The sequence below is a fragment of the Chitinophaga barathri genome (assembly GCF_003807585.1).
Taxonomy (GTDB): domain Bacteria; phylum Bacteroidota; class Bacteroidia; order Chitinophagales; family Chitinophagaceae; genus Chitinophaga; species Chitinophaga barathri.
In genome coordinates this window covers 62,351-84,321 of the sequence record NZ_RMBX01000012.1, presented here as the reverse complement: position 1 = coordinate 84,321, position 21,971 = coordinate 62,351, and the positions used below count along the sequence as shown (strand labels likewise).

General features: G+C 54.3%; 12 protein-coding genes. 4 read left to right on the top strand and 8 right to left on the bottom strand.

Translation table 11 applies throughout. The features are described 5' to 3' along the window. Positions 1-6 precede the first annotated feature (6 nt). Both EG028_RS20745 and EG028_RS20740 read right to left on the bottom strand, forming a co-directional pair. On the bottom strand, positions 7-1,818 hold the full coding sequence (locus EG028_RS20745; RefSeq protein WP_120518251.1) for an alpha-L-fucosidase: 1,812 nt from the start codon (positions 1,816-1,818) through the stop codon (positions 7-9). A gap of 494 nt (positions 1,819-2,312) precedes the next feature. Further along, entirely contained in the window at positions 2,313-4,349 is a 2,037-nt protein-coding gene (locus EG028_RS20740; protein WP_120518250.1) for a M13 family metallopeptidase, read from the bottom strand. 110 nt (positions 4,350-4,459) lie between these two features. Between EG028_RS20740 and EG028_RS20735 the strand changes: the two genes are divergently transcribed. Beyond that, positions 4,460-4,990: a hypothetical protein gene (locus EG028_RS20735; protein ID WP_123864742.1), complete on the top strand. Its 531-nt coding sequence runs from the start codon at positions 4,460-4,462 to the stop codon at positions 4,988-4,990. A gap of 2 nt (positions 4,991-4,992) precedes the next feature. Then, positions 4,993-6,255, top strand: a complete 1,263-nt coding sequence (locus tag EG028_RS20730; RefSeq protein WP_120518248.1) for a replication-associated recombination protein A — start codon at positions 4,993-4,995, stop codon at positions 6,253-6,255. A gap of 289 nt (positions 6,256-6,544) precedes the next feature. On the opposite strand, the gene pbpC is transcribed toward EG028_RS20730, so the two are convergent. From pbpC to EG028_RS20715, 3 genes are all read right to left on the bottom strand, one after another. Next, positions 6,545-8,935: a penicillin-binding protein 1C gene (gene pbpC / locus EG028_RS20725; RefSeq protein ID WP_120518247.1), complete on the bottom strand. Its 2,391-nt coding sequence runs from the start codon at positions 8,933-8,935 to the stop codon at positions 6,545-6,547. 102 nt (positions 8,936-9,037) lie between these two features. Then, on the bottom strand, positions 9,038-14,599 hold the full coding sequence (locus EG028_RS20720; RefSeq protein ID WP_120518246.1) for an alpha-2-macroglobulin family protein: 5,562 nt from the start codon (positions 14,597-14,599) through the stop codon (positions 9,038-9,040). 41 nt (positions 14,600-14,640) lie between these two features. Next, the gene (locus EG028_RS20715) at positions 14,641-16,128 is read right to left on the bottom strand and encodes an ATP-binding cassette domain-containing protein (protein ID WP_241559185.1); all 1,488 of its coding nucleotides are present in this window, start codon (positions 16,126-16,128) and stop codon (positions 14,641-14,643) included. Positions 16,129-16,221: 93 nt separating this feature from the next. On the opposite strand from EG028_RS20715, the gene EG028_RS20710 reads away from it, so the two are divergent. Next, a complete protein-coding gene (locus EG028_RS20710) occupies positions 16,222-16,668 on the top strand; it encodes a GNAT family N-acetyltransferase (protein WP_120518245.1) in 447 nt (148 codons plus the stop codon). Positions 16,669-16,691: 23 nt separating this feature from the next. Then, entirely contained in the window at positions 16,692-17,831 is a 1,140-nt protein-coding gene (locus tag EG028_RS27780; RefSeq protein WP_162946591.1) for an SMI1/KNR4 family protein, read from the top strand. A 137-nt stretch (positions 17,832-17,968) separates the two neighbouring features. On the opposite strand, the gene EG028_RS20695 is transcribed toward EG028_RS27780, so the two are convergent. The 3 genes from EG028_RS20695 to uvrA are packed head-to-tail and all read right to left on the bottom strand — an operon-like array spanning position 17,969 to position 21,959. After that, positions 17,969-18,676: a DUF6048 family protein gene (locus EG028_RS20695; protein ID WP_120518244.1), complete on the bottom strand. Its 708-nt coding sequence runs from the start codon at positions 18,674-18,676 to the stop codon at positions 17,969-17,971. Further along, entirely contained in the window at positions 18,648-19,118 is a 471-nt protein-coding gene (locus EG028_RS20690; protein ID WP_120518243.1) for a DUF6452 family protein, read from the bottom strand. Before EG028_RS20690 ends, EG028_RS20695 begins: the two co-directional genes overlap by 29 nt. A 24-nt stretch (positions 19,119-19,142) precedes the next feature. After that, complete coding sequence (gene uvrA / locus EG028_RS20685; RefSeq protein WP_241559184.1) at positions 19,143-21,959, bottom strand: excinuclease ABC subunit UvrA; 2,817 nt, start codon at positions 21,957-21,959, stop codon at positions 19,143-19,145. Positions 21,960-21,971: the final 12 nt, after the last annotated feature.

Sequence of the window (21,971 nt, the reverse complement as noted above, 5' to 3'; positions counted from 1 at the left end):
CTTCCCCTATTTCAGCGGCTCCAGCAATACCTGCTTCAACCTGAACAATTCCTTGCCATCCTTCGCCGGCCTGATCCGCAACGTCCATTCCCCGGGCGCTGGCACGGTGATCACGGCCACCGCCTGGTCTATGAACAGCAGCGGTTTATGCGTATCATGTTTGCCGGTAAACAATACCTGGAAAGGATAAGGCTGTACCGCTTTTCCCGCCGGCGTAAGCTCCAGCAGGCCTTCGCGGCGTTCATTCGTGGTATCCGCAGAATATTGCAGCACGACTTTGTAATCGCCCGGTTCGGTAAAGCGCAGCTGGTAACTGATGCTGTCCGCCGTGGCCTGCTGGTTTACAATACACATGGCATGTTTCCAGTCCCCGAAATAATAACTGTGCGTGAGCGATTTCGTTTGCGCATTGCCGTTAAGTTTTGCACGCTGCGGCAGCAGTGAAAGCTGCTCGTACTGGGCGCTGATGGCGAATGAAACATTGTGCTGTTCTTTCAGTTCCCCGCTGTATTCCAGCACTACCACGGTATTCCGCTCATCGGGCAATGTGGCGGGGAGGTCCACATACACGTCTTTGCCTTGCTGGCGCAATGTCAGTGGCTTTTTGCCGGAGAGCAGGTAAGCTTTTTTGGCACTGCCGGTAAAATCGGGCACCAGCAGCTTGCCATTGTGCGGGCGCTGGAATACGTGCAGGTACAGCTTCCCCGGTTTGCTGGTCATCACTCCCCAGGGCTGTGGCGCAATGGGAGAAAAGCCTGTTCCGTAAATGGCTTCGCCGTTCAGTTTCAGCCAGTCGCCGGTAGCCCGGAAATATTTTTCTGACAGCGCGGGCAGTTTGCCGTTGCCCATCGGGCCGATATTCATCATCAGGTTGCCGCCTTTGGACGCTACCTCCGCCAGCAAACGGATGATCTCCTGCGGCGTTTTGAAGTTCTGGTCAAAGGCGGAGTATCCCCAGCTGTCGTTATGCGTAAAAATAGCCTCCCAGGCGCCTTTAACGACGCCGGCGGGCACTTCCCCGTCCCCAAAGTCCTTGAAATCTCCAAGCCCGTTACCCACCCGGCTGCTCACCAGGCAGTTCGGCTGCAGTTGATGCACTTTTTCAAGGAATGCGGCGGATTCTTCTTTGTTCATATTTCCCGGCGTGTCAAACCAGATGATGCCCAGCTCCCCGTAATTGGAGAGCAGCTCCGTGATCTGCGGCAGGGATTTACCGCGGTAATAACTGGCGTAGTCCTTTTTCTTCGGGTCAAAATCCCAGCTGTTTCCGCCACCATTGGGCTCATGCCAGTCCTGGAACTGGGAGTAATAAAAGCCCAGCTTGATGCCTTCTTTTTTACAGGCCGCGGCCAGCGCTTTGATCGGGTCTTTTTTGTACGGCGTGGCGTCCACGATATCAAAATCCGAAACTTTAGAATCCCACATGGCAAAACCATCATGGTGTTTGGCGGTGAGCACGATATATTTCACACCGGATGCCTTGGCGATGCGCACCCATTCTTCGGCGTTGAATTCGCTGGGATTAAACCCTCCGGCCAGTTGTGCGTATTCGGCGGCGGGGGTTTTGTCGCGGTTCATGATCCATTCGGTGATACCGTAATATCGTTTCCCCCGGATGTCGCCCGCAAAGTGGGAATAAGGGCCCCAGTGAAGGAACAGGCCGAATTTGGCCTCGGTGAACCAACGGGTCTTTTCTCCTTTTCCCGCGTCGGCATTTTGTCCCCAGAGCTGATCCGGCTGCTGGGCAAAAACGGAATTATGAAAGGAAAACAGGCCGGCAGCAGCTATGACGGCTTTTAAACAAGCGTGGAATCTCATACCTCGGAATTTTGTACAAGGATAAGAAAGCCTGGGAAACAGATTAACAGTTAATTGCTGCTTATTGATAGTATTTGCGCCATTAGCGCAATGCCCGGGTATAGGCGGGCTGAAATTATGTATGGTTAAGAAACAACTGAAGCATGGTAAGCCGTTGGTGCCGGCACAGGTTGTACGGGAACCTGCACCGGCCGCCAGGGAAATTGGGGTCACAACGGTGGACAGGCCGGTGGGCTGCCGGTTGCGAAATTCTTTTAATTTCATTCGGGATACCTACGTATCGCTTCCGGCTATAGACCGATTAGATCCAATTCAAAGGTCTGATATTCATAAGGATTATGAAAGCGTACTAGTACCTGAAATCCCTCGTAGAAATACGCATTTCAGCCGGTACGGGCATCTAACAACTATTGCAACAGGCTGATTATCAGATAAAAACAAAAAGGCCGTTCCGGTATATCCGGAGCGGCCTTCGTTATGATGTATGATAAGGATTACCAGATCACCACGCGCTGCGTAGCAGGCAATACCATTTTACTGCCTTCGGTGCACTGCCATGCGTCTTTAAACTCAGTCAGGTGCGGCATCGGGCCGTTGATGCGGTAGCGGGCCGGGCTGTGTGGGTCCGTTTGTATCTGGTTCCGCAGGGCCGCATCTGTAATGTTGGCGTGCCATACCTGCGCCCAGCCCAGGAAAAACCGTTGTTTCCAGTTGAAACCTTCTATCTGCGCAGGCTCAGGCTTGCCTTCCAGGCTTTTCTGCAAGGCGTAATACGCCAGCGTCAATCCGCCAAGGTCCGCGATGTTTTCACCGATCGTGAGCGCACCGTTGATCTTGAAGCCAGGCAAAGGCTCCAGGCTGCTGAAATAGTCGATATATTTTTTAGCCAGCGCATCGAAGTTTTTACGGTCGTCTTCCGTCCACCAGTTCTGCAGGTTGCCGTCCGCATCAAACTGGGAACCCTGGTCATCGAAGCCGTGGGTGAACTCGTGACCGATCACCGCGATGATACCGCCGTAGTTGATCGCATCGTCCGCATCCGCGTTAAAGAACGGCGGCTGAAGGATACCCGCGGGGAATACCACTTCGTTGTTCAGCGGGTTATAATAGGCGTTTACAGTCTGCGGCGTCATCAGCCATTCTGATTTATCCACTTCCTTGCCTACTTTTTTATTGCGCTCTTCGTTACGGTAATGGGCCGCGCTGATTATGTTGCTGATCAGTTCGTCCTTCTTAATATCGATACTGGAATAATCTTTCCATTTGTCCGGGTAACCGATCTTGTAAGTAAAGGCTTTGAGTTTTTTATGCGCCATTTGTTTGGTGGCGGGGCTCATCCAGGCCAGTTTGTCTATTCTTTCGCCGTATACCGCGCGCACGTTTTCGATCATCTCGGAGACCTTCTGTTTGCTGGCTTCGGGGAAATATTGTTTGGCGAACAGTTTACCCAGCGGCATACCGAGGATACCGTCCGTGGAGCGGATAGCTCTATCCACACGGGGGCGCTGCGCTTTACGGCCGGTCATAACCGTGGCGAAAAAGCGGAAATTCTCGTCATCAAAACGTTTGGGCAGGTAACCCGCAAACGTAGACAGGAGCTGGAATTTGGTATATGTCTTTAATGTATTGATAGGCGTGGCTTTCAGCAGTTTGGCGCCGTTGGTGATATACGCCTTGTCCTGGAGCACAACGGTATCCGTATGCAGGCCCTGCTGTGCGGCGAATGTTTTCCAGTCAAACTCGGGGCCCAGCTCCAGCAGCTGTGCAAACCCTACTTTATTGTATGTTTTCACCGGGTCGCGCAGTTCCACGTTGGTGAGTTGCAGTTTGGCTACTGCTGTTTCGAAGTCCAGGATGGTTTTGCCGGGGTTCTGTTCTTTGAAACCGGCCAGGCTGAACATTTTATTGATATGGCCCTCAAACTCCTTACGGACGTTTTTGGTGCTTTCGTCATCCCGTTCATAATAACTCCTTTCGCCAAGGCTCAACCCGTCCTGCCCGCCATATACCGCGTTCACTTTGCTGTCTTTTGCATCGGCTTCCACGGCAAATCCGGCCCAGGTGCTCACGCCGATCACCTGGAGTTCACCGCAAACCCGTGCCCAGTCTGCGAGGGTTTTGATCCCGTCAATTTTTTCAAGATAAGGCCGCAGTGGGGTAATGCCTTTTTTCTCAATAGTGGCGGAATCGAGGAAAGAGGCGTAATAGTCGGCGATCTGCTGCTCTTCGGTTCCTTTTGCAAGGCCCTGGCGGCGGGTGATCTCATTGATGATGCTTTTCAGGCGTACTTCCTTATTTTCTTTATCCAGGATGTTAAACGCGCCCCAGCGGCTCTCCGTGCCGGGGATAGGATTGTTCTTTTTCCAGCCGTCGTTCGTAAAACCGTCAAAATCCGCGCAGGGCTGAATATTGCGGTCCAGGGAAGAAACCTCGAATGCCGGGACTTTCTGTTGGGCCCGGGCGCCAGCTGAGCATAGGGCGATCAGCATGCCGGCCGCCATCCATTTGCCGGCGGTTTGGAGTTTATGCATATTTATCAGGTTTAGACGGATAAATTTATCGAAGATTTGGCACTTCCGCTCACCGGTTTGTTATAAATGGTAAATTCGTAGGTTTGCAAGGATTAAAACACCAAGGGCTTATGTCATTTTTATTCGGGTTCTTCCGTTTTCTTACATGGGGAAACATTGTCGTAGTGGGCTTTTTCCTCTTATTCGTAGTAATGTCGTTGCTCCTGGCTCCCTCACCGCTCGAGGTACTGATGACCCTGCTGCTGCTCGGCTCAGTGATGTATCACAACATTTTGTGCACGCAACTGCAAAGAACGCTGGACAGGCCGGAGGTACCGCTGCCCAAAAGCCTTCCGCGCACCATTCTTTTCACCGGTATCGTCGCTTTTGTATATGCTCTCCTGGTCACTGTCAACCTCATTCTCATGGGCCGCGTTACAGACGCGGAGTTCATGAAAATGGTGAACCAGAACCGTATGCAGGGCGGGGAAGGCGTTACGGCTGAAATGATCAGTGTCGTGCGCAGGCTGGTGTTCATCCTCGCCGGCATCCATGCTTTTGCCATCGCGGCAAATTGTGAGTTGAGCCGCATTTTCTTCAACAAATGGAGAAAAGAGCAGCAAAACAAAGAAGACGATACATTCCTCGATATCAACTCGTAGCTATGATGCGCGCACCATTGGCAGAACGACTAAGACCCGCTGTGCTGGACGATCTTGTAGGGCAGGAACATCTCACCGGGAGCGGTAGCATTCTCCGGAAGGCCATCCAGGCGGGCAAAGTGCCCTCCATGATACTTTGGGGACCGCCCGGCGTGGGCAAAACCACCATTGCGAACATCATCGCCAATACGCTGCAGGTGCCGTTTTACACGCTCAGCGCCATTTCATCCGGTGTAAAGGACATCCGGGAAGTGATCGAGCTGGCCAAACACAAACATTCCGTACTGTTCATAGATGAGATCCACCGGTTCAATAAAGGCCAGCAGGACGCGCTGCTGGGCGCGGTGGAGAAAGGCATCGTGACGCTGATAGGCGCCACGACTGAAAACCCCTCTTTCGAAGTGAATGCGGCGTTGCTCTCCCGTTGCCAGGTATATGTGCTGAAAGCGCTCGGCAAGCCGGAACTGGAACAACTGTTGCAGCAGGCCATGGCGAAAGATGAATGGCTGGCGGAAAAAACGATCGAACTGCAGCAAACGGAGGCGCTTTTTAATATCGCCGGTGGCGATGCCCGCAAGCTGCTGAACCTGTTTGAACTCGTGGTGGATACCCTGCAGGAAGAACATCCCGTCGTGATCACGAATGAAAAAGTGATGGAGATCGCCCAGCAAAGGGTTGCCATCTACGACAAAGCGGGCGAGCAGCACTACGATATCATTTCCGCCTTCATCAAATCCATCCGGGGCAGCGATCCCAATGGCGCGGTATATTGGCTGGCCCGTATGCTGGAAGGCGGGGAAGATGTGAAGTTCATAGCCCGGCGTATGGTGATACTCGCCTCGGAGGACATCGGTAATGCAAACCCCAACGCCTTGCTGCTGGCTACCAGCACCTTTACCGCCGTTAACCTGATCGGGCATCCCGAAGGGCGGATCATTCTTTCCCAATGCGCCACCTATCTTGCCTCCTCACCCAAAAGCAATGCGTCCTATATGGCGATCGGCATGGCGCAGAACATGGTGTCACAAACCGGCGACCTATCCGTGCCGCTGCACATCCGCAATGCACCCACCAAACTGATGAAACAGCAGGGTTACGGCAAGGACTACAAATACTCCCACGACTTCTCGAATAATTTTGCGCCGCAGGAATACCTGCCGGAAGAAATTGCCGGCACCAAGTTCTACGAACCAGGGAAAAATGCGCGGGAAGATGAACTGCGGAAGTACCTGAAGGCTTTGTGGAAAGAGAAATACAACTACTAATTCCCCACTTCGTTGAAGTATCCTGCTTCAATAAATGCCCAATAAACCGGCCAAATATCTGTTTTACAGTCCCCGAAAAGCCCCGACAGTAGCGGAACAAGCTCTCATAATGATAGTATTTTATCTTCACACCCTGTGATTAGCCATACAATAGGCGTATCATACCGGGAAACAGCTATGGTGGCTATAGGAGAGATACAGGGTAGGCGGACTTGAGGTGGAGATGAGGCGGACTTGATCCGAAGTTGATCCGGTGAATATGCTATCAGCCTGGGAGGAAACCCCGTACCTACTTGGCTTTCGCCTTATCCAATATTTCAAATCCCTGCCTGATCTCCTCTCCCTCTTCATCCACCAGTGTGATCGTATGCCTTCCCGGCGCGGGCCGCATGGATATCTGGTGAAAATCCGTGGTAACGCCGATAAAATGCTGGTCCAGGTGCCAGAATATCTTTGCCGACTGCTGGCGGTGGGTGGCTTTGAACACCGTTTCCCCCAACGCCCCGTCTATCTCCACCGGTACAAATATCCTCGCTGAAGGGCGCGGATAGATCAGTTCCATCGATTTGCCCTGTTCCATGATGTCACAACCCGGCTTAAAAGGCGGCAACGGCTCGTAGGCATGCGTGGTGCGGTAAAAATGTTCCATCGCGGGCGGCAGTACAAACCAGGGTTTGTGCTGCATCAGGTGCGGCGCTTCGCAGTCCGCGGTCACGCGGTAGCGGCCCGTTGCATCGAGGTGGATCAGCTGGTGATAAGGACAGGCGGGCGAGCGCAGCCCCGCGGCAGGCACGGGCAGCGTGTCTTTCTCCATACAATATTCGCCGGCCCTGTACCCGCTTTGCCGGCAAACCAGCACGGGCAGCAGTTTACCAGCCGGCGCACCAGCCGAAGCGGCGCCTGGCAGCAAACGGAAAATATCAAACATAACAGGCGCGGCGGTGGATACACCGGTAAGCCCCGGCCTTCCTTCTCCATCCGCATTGCCCACCCAAACACCTACCACATGCGTAGGCGTAACCCCGATCGCCCAGCCATCGCGGAAACCAAAGCTGGTACCGGTTTTCCAGGCAATCCTTTTGGAAGAGGCAAACGCCTGCCAGATAAACTCTTCACCGGGCCGCATCACTTCTTCCATCGCCTGGAAAGTATACCAGATGGCGCCCGCATCCAGCACACCGAATGGTGAAAGGGAGTTCCGGGAAGGGAGCGTTTCCTCAAGCCGGTAACCGGGAGAATGATAATCGTCCGCATCGTATTTGCCGTTGTATTGTTCAAGATGCAATAGGCTGCGGGCCATGCTGGCATATACGCCCGTCAGCTCCCAGAGCGTGGTTTCGCCGCCGCCCAGGATCATGGACAGGCCGTAGTGCGCCGCCGGTTTGTTCATGGTATTGATACCGAGTTTTTTGAGCAGCAGCAGGAAACGGTCGCTGCGGTACTGTTGCAGCAGCTTCACCGCCGGGATATTAAGCGAGCGGGCCAGCGCGCGGGATGCGGGCACACCGCCGTCGTAGGACTGATCGAAGTTTTGGGGAGTATATCCAGCGATCTGTGTGGGTACGTCCGGCAGGAGGGTATTGGGCAGCATCAGGCCGTCGTGGAGCATACCCGCATACAGTAGCGGTTTCAATGTGCTGCCAGGGCTTCGCGGCGCCTGGATGATATCCACGAAAGATTCCAGTTCGGGATTGGCGGGGTTGTATACGTTGCCCACATAAGCCAGTGCATGGCCGGTCTCCACGTCAAGCACCAGTGCGGCGGCATTGTTGATGCCATTGGCGCGGAGCTGCTGGTGATGGCGCAGCAGGATGTCATTCACGTTTCCCTGCAATTCGCCGTCCAGCGAAGTTTTCAGGCGGGTGCTGCCTTGTGATTTTTCACGGGCGTAATCCTGCCGGAAACGGTTCAGCAAATGCGGGGCAAATTGCGGGAGCACATGCGGTCTATCAGGTAAGGGCTCAATGCTGGAAAGCGCGCAGGTGCTGCTGTCTATCGTGCCGTTGCGCCAGAGTTTTTGCAGCAGTGAATTACGTTTGTTAAGCAATGCCTGCCGGTTTCGGCCCGGGTGTATCAAAGCGGGGCTGTTCGGCAATACGGCCAGCGTGGCCGTCTCCGCCCAGGAAAGCTGATCGGGCTTGCGGCCGTAATACCGCCAGGACGCGGCTTCCAATCCCACTACATTCCCTCCGAAAGGCGCATTGCCCGCGTATAACCCGAGAATTTCCTTTTTGGAATACCGGAACTCCAGCCGTGTAGCCAGTATCATTTCGATGGTCTTCTGCCAGATGGTGCGGGGTTTGTTGCGATACAGCCTGATCACCTGCATCGTGATGGTGCTGGCGCCGCTTACCACTCTGCCGCCGCCAAAGTTCTGCCGGATAGCGCGGCCTGTGGCCAGCGGGTCCACGCCCCAATGATAAAAGAAACGTTTATCCTCATAAGCCACGATACATTTTTCAAACTTCTCCGGCACCAGTTTATCCGCCGGAAACCGCCACTGCCCATCTTTTGCAATGGCCGCGTTCATCAGTTCCCCTCCCTGGTCTTCAATCACAAAAGAAGTAGGCGTGGTGAAAAGCCTGGCCGGCAGCAGGAAATAATACCACAGCAGCAGCCCCGCCAGTATAACAAGGCGCCATTTTCTTTTAACAGCCCACTTTTTTATTCGTTCCCACATATGCTTCATTCCGGCATCATTCTTTGTTCCTGTAAAAAATTACAAAGCCGGTGGTAAAGGATCACAACCCCTTACCTGCCGGCCTTGTTAAAAGTGATCTGATCATTTCGTTACTTCCACCCACTTGCCCGGCACAAATGCATGGATGGTGTTGTCGTACATCGCTTCGCAGGAGGCGGCGGGCAGGTAATACCTGCCCAGGTACGCCGCATTCAGCAGCACCTGGTAAGTCACCGTTTTTGATTCTTCCACGTTGAAGTAAGTGAACACGCGGTCGTCCCTGATATCGCGGTAAGTGTAAGGCGATGAGGTGACCGTGCTGTCGTTCCCCATGAGGCGGGTATTGATGATCTCCCAGCCTGAAGGGAACACCTGCGTGAGCGCCATCTGCTCGTAGAAGCCGCGTTTGCCGGGGTTGCGGATCGTCACCGTGGCTACGAAGTCCGTGCCCTGTTTCAGCAGGTCGGGGTTGAGCGGTTTGCCGTTGCGCGTGTTGTATTGTACGTTCATGGAAAGTATCTCGGGATTGTTGTCCGCGTAGGGGTTCTGCCCCGCTTCCGGCTGCCCGCGCAGGATCAGGCGTGCGTACAGTACGTTCTGCCCTTTGTTCTGTATGCTCACGGTGCCTGTGCCGGGTTTGAATGCCACCGGCGTCTGCGAGAGGTATGAGCTTGCGTTCACATTGCCCAGCGTGCCGTTCAGCGTATAACTGAAAGCCATTTTGCTGCCTTTGTTCACCCCGCAGAATTTCGCGATGGCTACCAGTGAATACGCGGTGGTTTGTGTGCTGTACCAGGATTCTTTACCAAGTTCCGCGGCCACCTGTTTCAGCAGGCTGTTTGCGGTACTGCGCTGGCCCATGATGGTGAGCGTTTCGAGTATCATGGCTTTGTCGCGGAGGTCTGAGCCGAAGGTACCGCTCAATTGTGTGTAAGGCGCTATGTTGGTACTGAGGCCTTTGATGAGTGCGTTGGCCGCTTCCGTCTGCCCTGCCATTTTATACGCGGCCGCAAGGCGCCAGCGGGCGGGGATAGACAAATGCTGGAATTCTTTCAGCCTGTTCATCGCGCCCAGTTCGGGCGTTTTAGCCATTGCCAGCAGGAAAAGACGGTAAGCCTGCACCAGGTCCCCTCCGTAATAGGTGTAGCTGCTCGGTGACCAGCTCTGCGCCCTGTTCCGCTGGAATTTTTTCCACTGGTCCAGGAAGCCCGGCGGCAGGGAATAACCCGCGGTCTGCGCTTCAAGCATAAAATGACCGGCGTAGTTCGTGCTCCATTCATCGGCGGAGCTGGCGCCCGGCCAGTAACCCATGCCGCCGTCCGTGAGCTGGAAGCCCCTCAGCCTGTTGATGCCCGCTTTGATATTGCGGTCTATTTGCGCTTTCTGCCGGTCTGTAAGGTCCATCAGGTTGCCCAGTGTCAACTGCGGGAATACGCCGGAGGTGGTCTGCTCTACGCAGCCGTGCGGGTACTCTATAAGGTATTCAAGGCGTTTGCCAAGGTTCAGCGCGGGAATGGTGGATACTTCCAGCACACCGGTATTGGTGCCTGTCATGCCCACCGGCATAAAGTTCGTATTCCACGATGCGCCCGGTTCCAAAGTATGCTCTACTACATTGGTGAGGTACGGGTTCGGGTTGCGCACGTCCAGCTCTACATTTTCTTCCGCTCTTTCTTTCCCGCTGGTGGCAATGATCTTGAACTTGCCGATGCCCACCTGTGGCCTGATCTTTACGTCAAAATAAACGACCTGCTCACCCGGTTTCGGGAAACTCACCTGTTTGGTGCTTTCGCCCACTACCTCGAAATATGGATTGGAAGAAAGCGTCACATTCGCCTGGCGTACGTGCGGCTCAAGACCGAACACGGTTACGGGCAACTGGATCGTTTCGCCGGGGCCTAATACCCTTGGCACGGTAGCCAGCAGCATGAGCGGCTTTTTCACGGAAGCGGTTTTGTCCGCATTGCCGTAAGCGCCTTCCTGGCCCGCCACCACCATAGCTTTCACGGAACCGATATAAGGGGGAAGTTTGAAGTTATGTGTTTGTTTTTCTCCTTTTTTAAGGTAGAAGGGGCCCATGAACTGCACCACGGGTTTAAAGCGGTTGGCTTTGGCTGTGCTGGCATTTTTGTTCAGCCCTTCGTCACCGCCAATGCTCAGTATCCGCTCCAGGTCCGCGCCCCAGGCGCCTATCACGTAATCGAACAGGTCCCAGGTTTTTACACCCAGCGCTTCTCTGGCATAAAATGCGCTGTGCGGGTCAGGTGTTTTGAAACGGGTGAGATCCAGCAAACCTTCATCCACGATGGCGATGGTATACGTCATCGCTTTGCCCGTGGATTCCGTTACGGAAATGGATGCCCCCGTCTCGGGCCGCAGCGTGGCGGGCAGGCTGATCACGGGTTTGAGGATGGTATTCGGATCTTCCACCAGCACGGGAATGGTACCGTACATGCGGATGGGAAGGTCGTTTGCGGTTTGTGCGTGCGGTTGCAGCAGGCTCACGTTCACATAAATGTTCGGCGCCATGTTTTTCTCTGCTTTGAAGCGGTACACCGTTTGACCTTTTTCAGTGCCTATCCAGTCCGTTTTCAGCACTTTGCTGCCGGACTCAATGCTGATCAGGCCGCGGCCGCCTTCGCTGCTGGGGATGGTGAGCACGATGTCTTCCCCTACGTTGTATTTTGTTTTATTGGAGGTGAACACAAGCATGGCGGCCTCCGCGGGGTTTTCCTTCTGTAGTCGTTCCGCGTAGTTCGGCCAGTCTATGTACACGCTCTGGCCGGTAATATGCCCGCTTTCCTTGTCTTTTACACGGATGAGGTAACGGCCCCATTCAGGCTGACGGATCAGCAGCGGCCAGGTGCCTTTACCGTTCTGCAGCGTCACGGTTTGTGTTTGTAGAAGCTGGTTGTAATTATCGTCGGTGAAATTGCTGTAGTCGTTATCGCTTTCGTCCCACCACCAACGCCAGCGGATCTTGTACAGCTGCACTTCCACTTCGCGGGTGCCGCCGATGTACTTGCCCTGCGCGTTTACGTTCACGATGCTTACCTGGTGCGCTTTATCGGTTGTCAGCATGCCGGTGAGGCGGTCGCCTTCCGGCGCGGCCACGCCCACGTAGGAATCAAATACGTGGTACGGCATGGAGAAATGGTCGATGCTGAAATCGCCTCCGGGCTCAAATACTTTTACTTCAAAGTTTGCTTTTAATACACCCGGCGCGCGTTCGCCCACAGGGATACTGGCGGATACCGGCGCCACGCCTTCGTCATTCAGGCTGGCATCGAAGATGGTTTTATTTTCAGTGCTGAAACGTTCGGTGGGATCGTCAAAGGAATAACCGTCGAACTTGGGGAAGGCCGTCCTGGAGGAGGTGAGGGACACGTCCACCTTCGCTTTGAGGCTCTGGGCCGGCGCGCCGAACAACCAGGCGGCGGTAAGCGTGCCTTTCGGGCTTTCGTCTTTCACCAGCGAGGTCTGGTTCCCAAAGTCCAGCCGCACTTTCAGGCGGTTGGGTTTCACGGTTTCGATACGGATGTTTTTGGTGAAGATCGCGCCGCCTACTTTTACTTTCGCCAGCCAGCTGCCGGTGGGTGCGTCCGCATCGGTCATGGTGTGGAAGTTGTACACGCCGTTGAGGGAAATATGCTGGTTGAGACGTTTGTACAGCTGGCCTTTCGGGTTGTACAGCTCCAGCATTACCGGGTGGTTCGGCGGCAGTTTGCCTTCTTTGTCTTCCAGCATAAACGTGAGGAACAGCGAATCTCCCGGCCGCCATACGCCACGTTCCCCATACAGGAACCCTTTCATGCCCTGCTGTACTTCTTCGCCTTTTACGTCAAAACGGCCGAGGGGCAGGGAACTGCCGTCGTCCAGCTTCAGGTAACCGCGCTCGGTATCTTTTTTGGCTACGAGCAGGTATGGTTTGCGTTTCAGTTCAAATTTCGCAAAACCGTCCCCATCGCTGCGGCTGGTGAAGATCACCTGCTGCTGGTAATCCAGCAGCTCCAGTTCCACGCCGGAGATCGGCTTCGCATCGCGGATGTCCGTAACGGCCACCACCATGGTATTGTCGTTGCCGCGTTTGGCGATCAGGCCGATGTTTGAGGATATGATGTTCCGGGAAGCCCAGCGTTCTTTGTTGTAGTAGGAATTGGTGCAGGGATTGTCCCTGTCGCTCCACCGGTAACCGTAAGGATAATAGCTGTCGTAGCGGCGCCAGAAGGCATCATCCCCGTCGATCTTTTCCCCGTAATATTCTTCTTCCTCTTCCTGCGCTTCTTCTTCATCGGTCGTTTTATCATCAGGACAGCTATACATCGCGTATTCTTTCCTGAACCCGATGGTGACGCGGTAAATGGCGCCGGGCTCAGTTTTCACCAGCTGTTCCAGGTCCAGGCTGAAGCGGGTGCGTTTGTGCAGGTTCACGGATTTGTCCGCATCCAGCCGGATGGTTTTCTGTACCACGGGGCTGCCTACACGGCGCAGCTCTTCGTCGCCGTTGAGGTTATTTCGCTGGAGATATTGCGGGATGTTGTTTTCATAGATCTTCACCACGATCACGTCCACGGCTTTCAGGCCGGCGGCGTCAAAGGGCATCACGAGTTTCCCGCTTTGCGGCATGATCACGCCTTTGCCGGGAATGCTCACGGAAGGCTGCCGGTTCTCGAAGTTCACACTGCCGGTAAAGGATTTGTCCAGCCGGTCGTCAAACGCGCTCTGGATGCCTTCGTTCACCACCACGGTATAATTTCCTTCCAGCCGCTCGGGCGAATAGACCCGTACCTCGCTGCCGTCTATGGTATAACGCAGCTCGCTCAGGCCGCTGATGCCGATGAGGCCGTCAAGGTTCTGCGAGCCGTTCAGCGGGCAGCTGAACTGCACCAGTACATAATCTTCGGGGTCATACACCGGCTTGATGTCCAGCACTTTAAAATCCCCGATGGCGGGCACTTCTATCTCGCGGTCGTCTTTAAGGTCCGAGCCGATGCTCTGCCCGTTCCAGCTCACATGCATTTTTGCCGCCACCGGTTTGCGCATGATATTGCCGATGGTGAATTTATAGGTGCGCTGCGCCACATCGTGCTGCCAGGTAATATTGGTTTTGGATCCGTCGTATTTTACGGCGATGAGTTTTTCCACCGCCTGTACATCTTCCGCGTCGGCGGTATATACCACGCCGGAGAAATTCATACGGTCTTTGCTGTTATTGGCGCTTTTCAGGCCCATCAGCTCCACCTCAAAGGAAGGTTTTATCACCTGGAAGCCGAACTCAAACACTTTCAGGTCCGACGGTACCGTCATCACTTTGCCCAGCCTGAACTTCGCCTCGTAGGTTTTGCCCGGCTCCAGGTTCTGGTCCGGCCTGAATTCCAGCGTGGTGGCGTCTACCCAGAAGGCTTTGCCTTTGATGGAAGGGGAAAAGGAGAATACATCGTCCGCCACGGGTTCATTCTGGGCGTGGGTTACATTCACTTCTCCGGCCAGCTGGATGCGGATGGCGCTTTGTTTGGAAATAACGCCGGTGGTATAGGCGGCAATGTATTTCGCAAAAGCGGGGTTCACTTCCTTGGCCTTGCTGGTACATCCGGCCACGAGGGCGGCCATGGCGGCGCAGAGGAACAGGCATGCAAGTACGAGGGGCCGATTGTTCGGGTGCATAGTGTAGGTTTTTTAAAAGGACGAGATAAAGGTATCTGAAATTAGATCATTTTCCCATTGCGGATGCGTAAAAAACGGTTCACAGGCGCGGGTAGTTCTTCCTCGTAATGCGTCACATAGATCAGGGTTACGGGGAGGTATTCGCAGAGGGATTCGATCACTTGTTTGAAATGTAGTTTCTGGTGTGCGTCAAGCCCCTGGCAGGGCTCGTCGAAGATGAGCAGCGGCGGGTTCTTCACCAGCGCGCGGGCCAGCAGCACGAGGCGCTGCACGCTTTCGGGCACTTGTTTGAACTGCGTGTCTGCATGTCCGTTAATTTCCATCAGCTGCATCCAGCCGCGGGCTTTTTCCAGCTGTCCGGGGGTGCAGGCGCGCATATAGCCGATGGTGTCGTAAAAGCCGGAGCCGGCCACCTGCAGGCAGGTAGCGTTCGAGTGGAAGTACTGGTGCAGCTCGGGGGATACAAAACCGATCTTCTTTTTGATGTCCCAGATGCTCTCTCCGCTGCCTCTCCGCCGGTCGAACAGGCTGATGCGGTTGGCGTAGGATTGCGGGTTGTCCGCGTTGATCAGGCTCAGTAAAGTGCTTTTCCCGGAGCCGTTAGGCCCCAGCAGCGCCCATTTTTCGTTCGGGCGGATGGCCCAGTTTATTCCGTCGAGGATGGTATTTTCGCCGTATTTTACGTGAATGTCCTCCATTTGCACGATGTGCCCGTATTCGCGGGGCTGTGCATCGGCGGTGAGCTGCCGGAGCAGGGCCAGGTCCATTTCCAGTACCGGCGCGGGTGTTTCGGGTTCATATTGGGCCAGGAAGGCTTCCCGGGTAAAGGTGCCGGCTACACGACCGTCTTCCAGGCTCAGCACATGGGTGATGCTCTGAGGGATCTCTGTGGGGGAAGTGACCAGCACCACCGTGGCGCCTGAAGCGGCCACATGGTCCACGATCCCGTGAAATGCTTTGCGGCTCTGTACATCCAGGCCAATAAAGGGATTGTCCAGCAACAGCAGTTCCGGCTTTTGCAGCAGCGCCCGGGCTATCATCACGCGGCGGGTTTCACCGTTGGAGAGCTTGATCAGCTCCTTTTCCCGGAGATGCCCGATCTGCAACGGTTCCAGCGCCGGGTCGGCCACCTGGCCGTCCAGGTATTCGTTTACTGTCGGTGCATCGGAGGAATCCATACTGTTGAAACGCTGCTGATAATAAAAATCGGAGGTGTGCGACAAATTTTTAAAATCATGGTGATGCCCTACCATGGCTATTAAGCGGCGATAATTGAAGTATGGATCGGTAATTTCGTGCGTTTCCCGGTAGCGGTCGTAAAAATAATGCCGAATACTGCCGTTGATCACATTATTTTTGCCGAGAATTGTATGTAGAAGGCTGGTCTTCCCGGAGCCGCTTTTCCCGGTAATAGCCCAGTGCTCGCCGGAGCGGATATGCCAGGTAAGATCGGGGAAAAGAGTGACGGACTGGTTGCGCACGGTTATGTGTTCCAGGGACAGAAAAGGCTGCATACTACTATTCATCATTAACGGGGGAGGTTTCCGAGGACCAATTTCGGCACTCTCTTTCATAAAACAAACCCCAAAGGTTGTAATTTTATCTTAAAGTTTATTCGTGTCATGGGAATCAGCTGGAGTATCAAAACGTTTACTGAACTAACCAACGAGGAACTATACCAGGTATTACGGCTCCGCAGCGAGGTATTTGTGGTGGAGCAGCAATGCTGTTACCTGGATATGGACAATTATGACCAGAAAGCGCTGCATTTACAGGGGGTAAACGAGCATGGACTGGTCGCCTACACAAGGTTGTTTGCTCCAGGCGTTAAATTCGATATGGCCTCGATTGGGCGGGTCATTTCTTCTCCATCCGCCAGGGGAAAGGGTTTTGGCCGGGAATTGATGGAAGTTTCCATCGCCGGGGTGGAATCCAATTGGGGGAAAATCCCCATCAAGATTGGGGCGCAGTTGTATTTACAGAAATTTTATGAATCTTTGGGTTTCGTACAGAGCAGTGAGATGTACCTGGAAGATCATATTCCGCATATAGAAATGATCAGAGCTTAACATAATATAGATAATTCAAACACATGACGCCACTCGAACAACTGAATGCGATGTTGCACGAAAAGTACCAAACGCATCAGAAAGAGGAATACTCGGTAGAGCTGATGCCGGGACTTTCCGACTCCGAAATTGACAATATCGCCAAACAACTCCGCACCAGAAATATACCGGAAGACATCAGGGAGTTGCTGCAATTCAGCAGCGGGTTCCTTTTTTACGGATTGGACGCCATCACTTTCGATGGCACCCGTGATTTTGACCTTTATAACCTCATCCCCAACTCTATCCGCATCGCGGGAGACGGGTACGGCAACTATTGGGTACTGGACGTGGACCGCAACGGCACCTGGGGCAACGTGTTTTACGTGTGCAACGACCCCGCCGTAGTGGTAAAACAGTCCGAAAACATCACCGAATTCCTGGGACAGCTGCATGAATACGGCAAAGAGATCAAAAAATCCAGCATAGACGTAGTGCACGAAATAGTGGTGAACGACATCTGGAACCGCGATGACGGGTTAATTTCCCGCGACGAGGCCCGTTACTCAGAAGATGCTGAACTGGCGGAATTCGCCAAACAGCTGCCTTTTAACTACGTGATCGGCGACCTTCGTAATAAACCCGTAGGCAGCGGTTTTGCCTGGGGCAAATACGGGGCGGACAACCGGGGCATCATCCGTTTCAGGGAAGGTTACCTCTGGGGGATCGAGAAAAAACAACCCCGTGGCGGCTTTGGCGGCGGCGGTGGTCGTGGTTTTGGTGGCGGCGGCGGCCGTCCTGGCGGAGGCGGTGGCTTCAACCGTGGCGGTGGAGGCGGTGGCTTCAACCGCGGTGGCGGTGGCGGCGGCTTCAATCGTGGCGGCGGCGGCGGTGGTTATGATCGCGGCGGAAGCGGCGGTGGTGGCTACGATCGTGGCGGCGGCGGACGCGGCGGGTTTGACCGTGGCGGAAGCGGCGGCGGTGGATATGATCGCGGCGGTGGCGGCCGTGGTGGTTTTGACCGTGGCGGCAGTGGCGGTGGTGGTTACGATCGCGGCGGAAGCGGCGGCGGTGGCTACGATCGCGGTGGCGGCGGTTACGACCGTGGTGGCAGCGGCGGTGGCGGTTATGACCGTGGCGGCGGCGGCAACGATGACAAGGCACCCGAAGAATTCGACAGCTAAGAACCCGGCGCCTCCGAAAGGCGGGCGCTCCAAAGTTCTCCCAATAACAAACCGGCCCGGTGACAATGAATGTTACCGGGCCGGTCTTTTTATGCCTGAGAAGCGGATTATTCTGTTTTTAAAACGCGGTTACAACGTCATTTGAGCTTCATTTGCTGCTTCACCTTCCACATCGGGAAAAGATAGGAGATCGTGTATTGCATATCAAAAGCGCTGCCCTTATACCCCTTGCCGTAACCCGGAATGATCAGGGGAGGGAAATCGCTTTTCGCCACCGCACTGTTCAACAGGATGCGCTCATGAAGGCTCCAGCCAAGATACAGGTTCTTTAAAACCTCCACCTTTATCCCCAGCGACAACTCCACCCAATGCCCCGTTTTGGTCACGGAAGGCATGCTGCCCTGGTAATTCCCCCAATATGTACTGTGAATGGTGTAACTGGGTATCTCGTAACTGAACAATGAAAAACCATATTTGAACCCGCCATAAAGCATAAAGTTCTCTTTGGGTATCTGTTTTTTCAGCAGGTTGTAGTTCGCGCCGATGGAAATACCCACGCCGCTGCCTTTATAGGTGTAGTTGGAATCCGAATGGCTCGTACGGTTATAACTGATATCCGCCGCGAAATAGATCCTGTCGTTATACCGGGCGTCCAGCACAACAGTAGCGTCCCTGCGGTACGGCTGGAAGAAAGGAATGGCAAAGCGGGTCAGGTCCACTCCTACGCGCAGGCCGGCGGGCACCTCCAGCATCACGGTTTTCACCGAATCCTTTTTGGACTGGGCCGTGGCGGTTGCTACACACAGCAGCAGCGCACTAAAAATGGAGTATGATCGTATTTTCATTTTCTTCCGTTACTTGCTTACTGGAGATCACTAAAGATTTTATAACATGCTGGGTGGAATACACCGTGTCGATATTAAAATACATCACTACCCCGCAGCCCGCGGAAATAAAGTGCGGCTGGCGCGTGTAGAAAAAGGTAATTGTATCTGCTATCCTGGTTGAATCCGTCTGGAAATAGAACTTGCTGCTGTCCGTCAGCCTGTCCAGCTGGAACTGCATCCCGCTGAGGCCGGTTTGTTTTTTGTAAATACTGTCTTTGTTGAGCGCAAACAGTGTCACCTTGGGCATCGTGGTATCTTCCTCCACGTTGTTATTGTTAGGGTCCTGCCAGCGGAACCGGGCGCGCGCTTCCGTGCGCGTATCCAGGTCGCAGACCTTGGTATCATCGTCGCAGGCCATGAGCACCGTGACAAAACATGCTATCAGCAAAAAATATTTCATACAGAAATTTGTTGGCACAGCCGCCTATCTCTTTAATTCCTTTTTCAAAAACAGGGCGGTATGGGAATCTTTGCATTGGGCAACCTCTTCGGGTGTACCGGTGCAAAGTATCCGGCCTCCGCCTTCACCGCCTTCCGGCCCCAGGTCCACCACGTAATCCGCGACTTTTACCACATCCAGGTTATGCTCTATCACGAGCACCGTATTGCCGCGTTCCACGAGTTTGTTCAGTACGTTCAGCAGCAGCTGGATGTCCTGGAAGTGCAGGCCCGTGGTAGGCTCGTCGAGGATGTAAATGGTTTTGCCGGTATCTTTTTTGGACAGTTCGGTCGCCACTTTCACACGCTGGGCTTCGCCACCGGAAAGGGTTACAGCACTCTGGCCGATCGTGATATAACCCAGCCCCACATCCTGAAGGGTCTTGATCTTGCGGTAAAGATAAGGCACAGGCTGGAAGAACTCAACGGCTTCCTCCACCGTCATGTCCAGCACATCGCTGATGGATTTGCCTTTATAACGTATTTCAAGGGTTTCGCGGTTGTACCGGCGGCCGTTGCACTTTTCGCAGTGTACGTACACATCCGGCAGGAAGTTCATCTCTATCACGCGTACACCGGCGCCTTCGCAAACGTCGCAGCGGCCGCCTTTTACGTTGAAGGAAAAACGCCCGGCGTTGTACCCCCTGATCTTGGCTTCGGGCACCGCTGCAAATAACTGGCGTATTTCCGTAAAGAAACCGCAGTAAGTGGCGGGATTGCTCCGCGGGGTACGCCCGATGGGGCTCTGGTCTATTTCAATCACCTTGTCTATCTCCTCCAGGCCCTTGATGCTTTTGTAGGGCATCGGTACGAGTTTGGAATCGTAGGCATGTTTGGAAAGGATCGGGTAAAGGGTTTCGTTGATGAGGGTGGATTTACCGCTGCCGGACACGCCCGTCACGCAGGTGAATACACCCAGGGGGAGCTTCAGTGTCACGTTCTTCAGGTTGTTCCCCGTGGCGCCTTTCAGCTCCAGGAACTTGCCGTTGCCTTTGCGTCGTTTCTCCGGAATGGGTATTTCGCGGATGCCGTTGAGATAACCCGCGGTGGCGGTATCCAGCTTCAGCATTTCTTCCGGGCGGCCCTGCGCCACAATGCTGCCGCCGTGTATGCCCGCGCCCGGCCCGATGTCTATCAGGTGGTCCGCGTGCAGCATAATGTCTTTATCGTGCTCCACCACTATCACGGTGTTGCCCATGGTTTTCAGGTTGCGGAGCGCGTCTATGAGCCGCATATTGTCCCGCTGGTGCAGGCCGATGCTGGGCTCGTCAAGAATGTAAGTGATGCCCATCAGCTGGGAACCGATCTGCGTGGCAAGACGGATACGCTGGCTTTCCCCGCCGCTGAGCGTGCGCGTGGCGCGGTTCAGCGTGAGATAGGTGAGCCCCACGTCCAGCAGGAAGCCGAGGCGCTCGCGGATCTCTTTCAGCACGTCTTTGGCAATCACGTTCTGCTTCTTGTCTAACCGTTTCTCTATGTCCGCAAACCATACGGCCAGCTTGCTGAGGTTCATTTCGCCCAGCTCGGAAATGTTCTGCCCGTCTACCTTGAACATCAGGCTTTCTTTTTTGAGGCGGGCGCCATTGCATTCCGGGCAGGTGGAGAGTTTCATAAACCCTTCCGCCCAGTTGCGCACCGCGTCGGACGAGGTGTCGTTGAAATAACGGCGCACCATGTTCACCACGCCTTCGTATTCCGTGGCGTAGGTTTCGGCGCCGTTTTCTTCAAAGCCCATATCTACTTCCAGCTTACCGTTTTCATCGCCGAACAGGAGCACGTTCATGGCGTTTTCCGGTATCTTTTCGATGGGGGCGGTGAGGGAAAATTTATACTTTTTGGAGAGCTGCTGTATCTGTTTGAAAGTAAAAGTATCCCTGGCTTCGCCGAGCGGCACCAGTCCGCCGTCGCTGATGGATTTGCTGCGGTCCGGCAATACCTCGTCCATATCGATCTGGTAAATGGTGCCCAGGCCTTTGCAGCGAGGGCAGGCGCCATAAGGGGAATTGAAGGAAAAGGTATTGGGAGAAGGTTCTTCGTAGGAAATACCCGTGTCCTCGCACATCAGCTGGCGGCTGTATTGTTTCACCTTGTTGCTGTCGTGCTCCATGATAAACATCAGGCCTTTGCCCATCTGCAGGGCTTTCTGCACGCTCTGGCTGATGCGGGTGCGTGCATCGTCCTGCACCTGCACACGGTCTATCACCAGCTCGATGTCATGGATCTTGTAACGGTCCACCTGCATACGTTCCTTCAGGTCCAGCACTTCACCATCCACCCGCACTTTCAGGTAACCCTGCTTGCGTACCTGCTCAAACAGTTCGCGATAGTGGCCTTTGCGGCCGCGCACGAGGGGAGCGAGTACTACCAGTTTCTTTTTAGGGAAATTGGCGAAGATGTGGGCCATGATCTCCTCTTCGGAAAAACGCGCCATACGTTTACCCGTGTTGTAGGAATAGGCTTCACCCACGCGTGCGTAAAGGAGACGGAGAAAGTCGTATATCTCGGTGATGGTGCCGACGGTGGAACGGGGGTTCTTGTTCGTGGTCTTCTGCTCAATGGAGATAACGGGCGAAAGGCCCATGATCTTATCTACATCCGGTCTTTCCATATCGCCGATGAACTGGCGGGCGTAGGCGGAGAAACTCTCCATGTACCTGCGCTGCCCTTCGGCATAGATGGTGTCGAATGCGAGGGAAGATTTGCCGCTGCCGCTGATGCCGGTGATCACCACCAGGCTGTTCTTCGGAATGCGGATATCCACGTTTTTAAGATTATGCTCCCGGGCTCCGTACACTTCGATCATTTCCTCCTGTTG

Bases quoted from the DNA above. Each gene is read 5' to 3' on its own strand.
- EG028_RS20745 (WP_120518251.1), bottom strand. From the start codon at position 1,818: ATGAGATTCCACGCTTGTTTAAAAGCCGTCATAGCTGCTGCCGGCCTG.
- EG028_RS20740 (WP_120518250.1), bottom strand. From the start codon at position 4,349: ATGCATAAACTCCAAACCGCCGGCAAATGGATGGCGGCCGGCATGCTG.
- EG028_RS20735 (WP_123864742.1), top strand. From the start codon at position 4,460: ATGTCATTTTTATTCGGGTTCTTCCGTTTTCTTACATGGGGAAACATT.
- EG028_RS20730 (WP_120518248.1), top strand. From the start codon at position 4,993: ATGATGCGCGCACCATTGGCAGAACGACTAAGACCCGCTGTGCTGGAC.
- pbpC (WP_120518247.1), bottom strand. From the start codon at position 8,935: ATGTGGGAACGAATAAAAAAGTGGGCTGTTAAAAGAAAATGGCGCCTT.
- EG028_RS20720 (WP_120518246.1), bottom strand. From the start codon at position 14,599: ATGCACCCGAACAATCGGCCCCTCGTACTTGCATGCCTGTTCCTCTGC.
- EG028_RS20715 (WP_241559185.1), bottom strand. From the start codon at position 16,128: ATGATGAATAGTAGTATGCAGCCTTTTCTGTCCCTGGAACACATAACC.
- EG028_RS20710 (WP_120518245.1), top strand. From the start codon at position 16,222: ATGGGAATCAGCTGGAGTATCAAAACGTTTACTGAACTAACCAACGAG.
- EG028_RS27780 (WP_162946591.1), top strand. From the start codon at position 16,692: ATGACGCCACTCGAACAACTGAATGCGATGTTGCACGAAAAGTACCAA.
- EG028_RS20695 (WP_120518244.1), bottom strand. From the start codon at position 18,676: ATGAAAATACGATCATACTCCATTTTTAGTGCGCTGCTGCTGTGTGTA.
- EG028_RS20690 (WP_120518243.1), bottom strand. From the start codon at position 19,118: ATGAAATATTTTTTGCTGATAGCATGTTTTGTCACGGTGCTCATGGCC.
- uvrA (WP_241559184.1), bottom strand. From the start codon at position 21,959: ATGATCGAAGTGTACGGAGCCCGGGAGCATAATCTTAAAAACGTGGAT.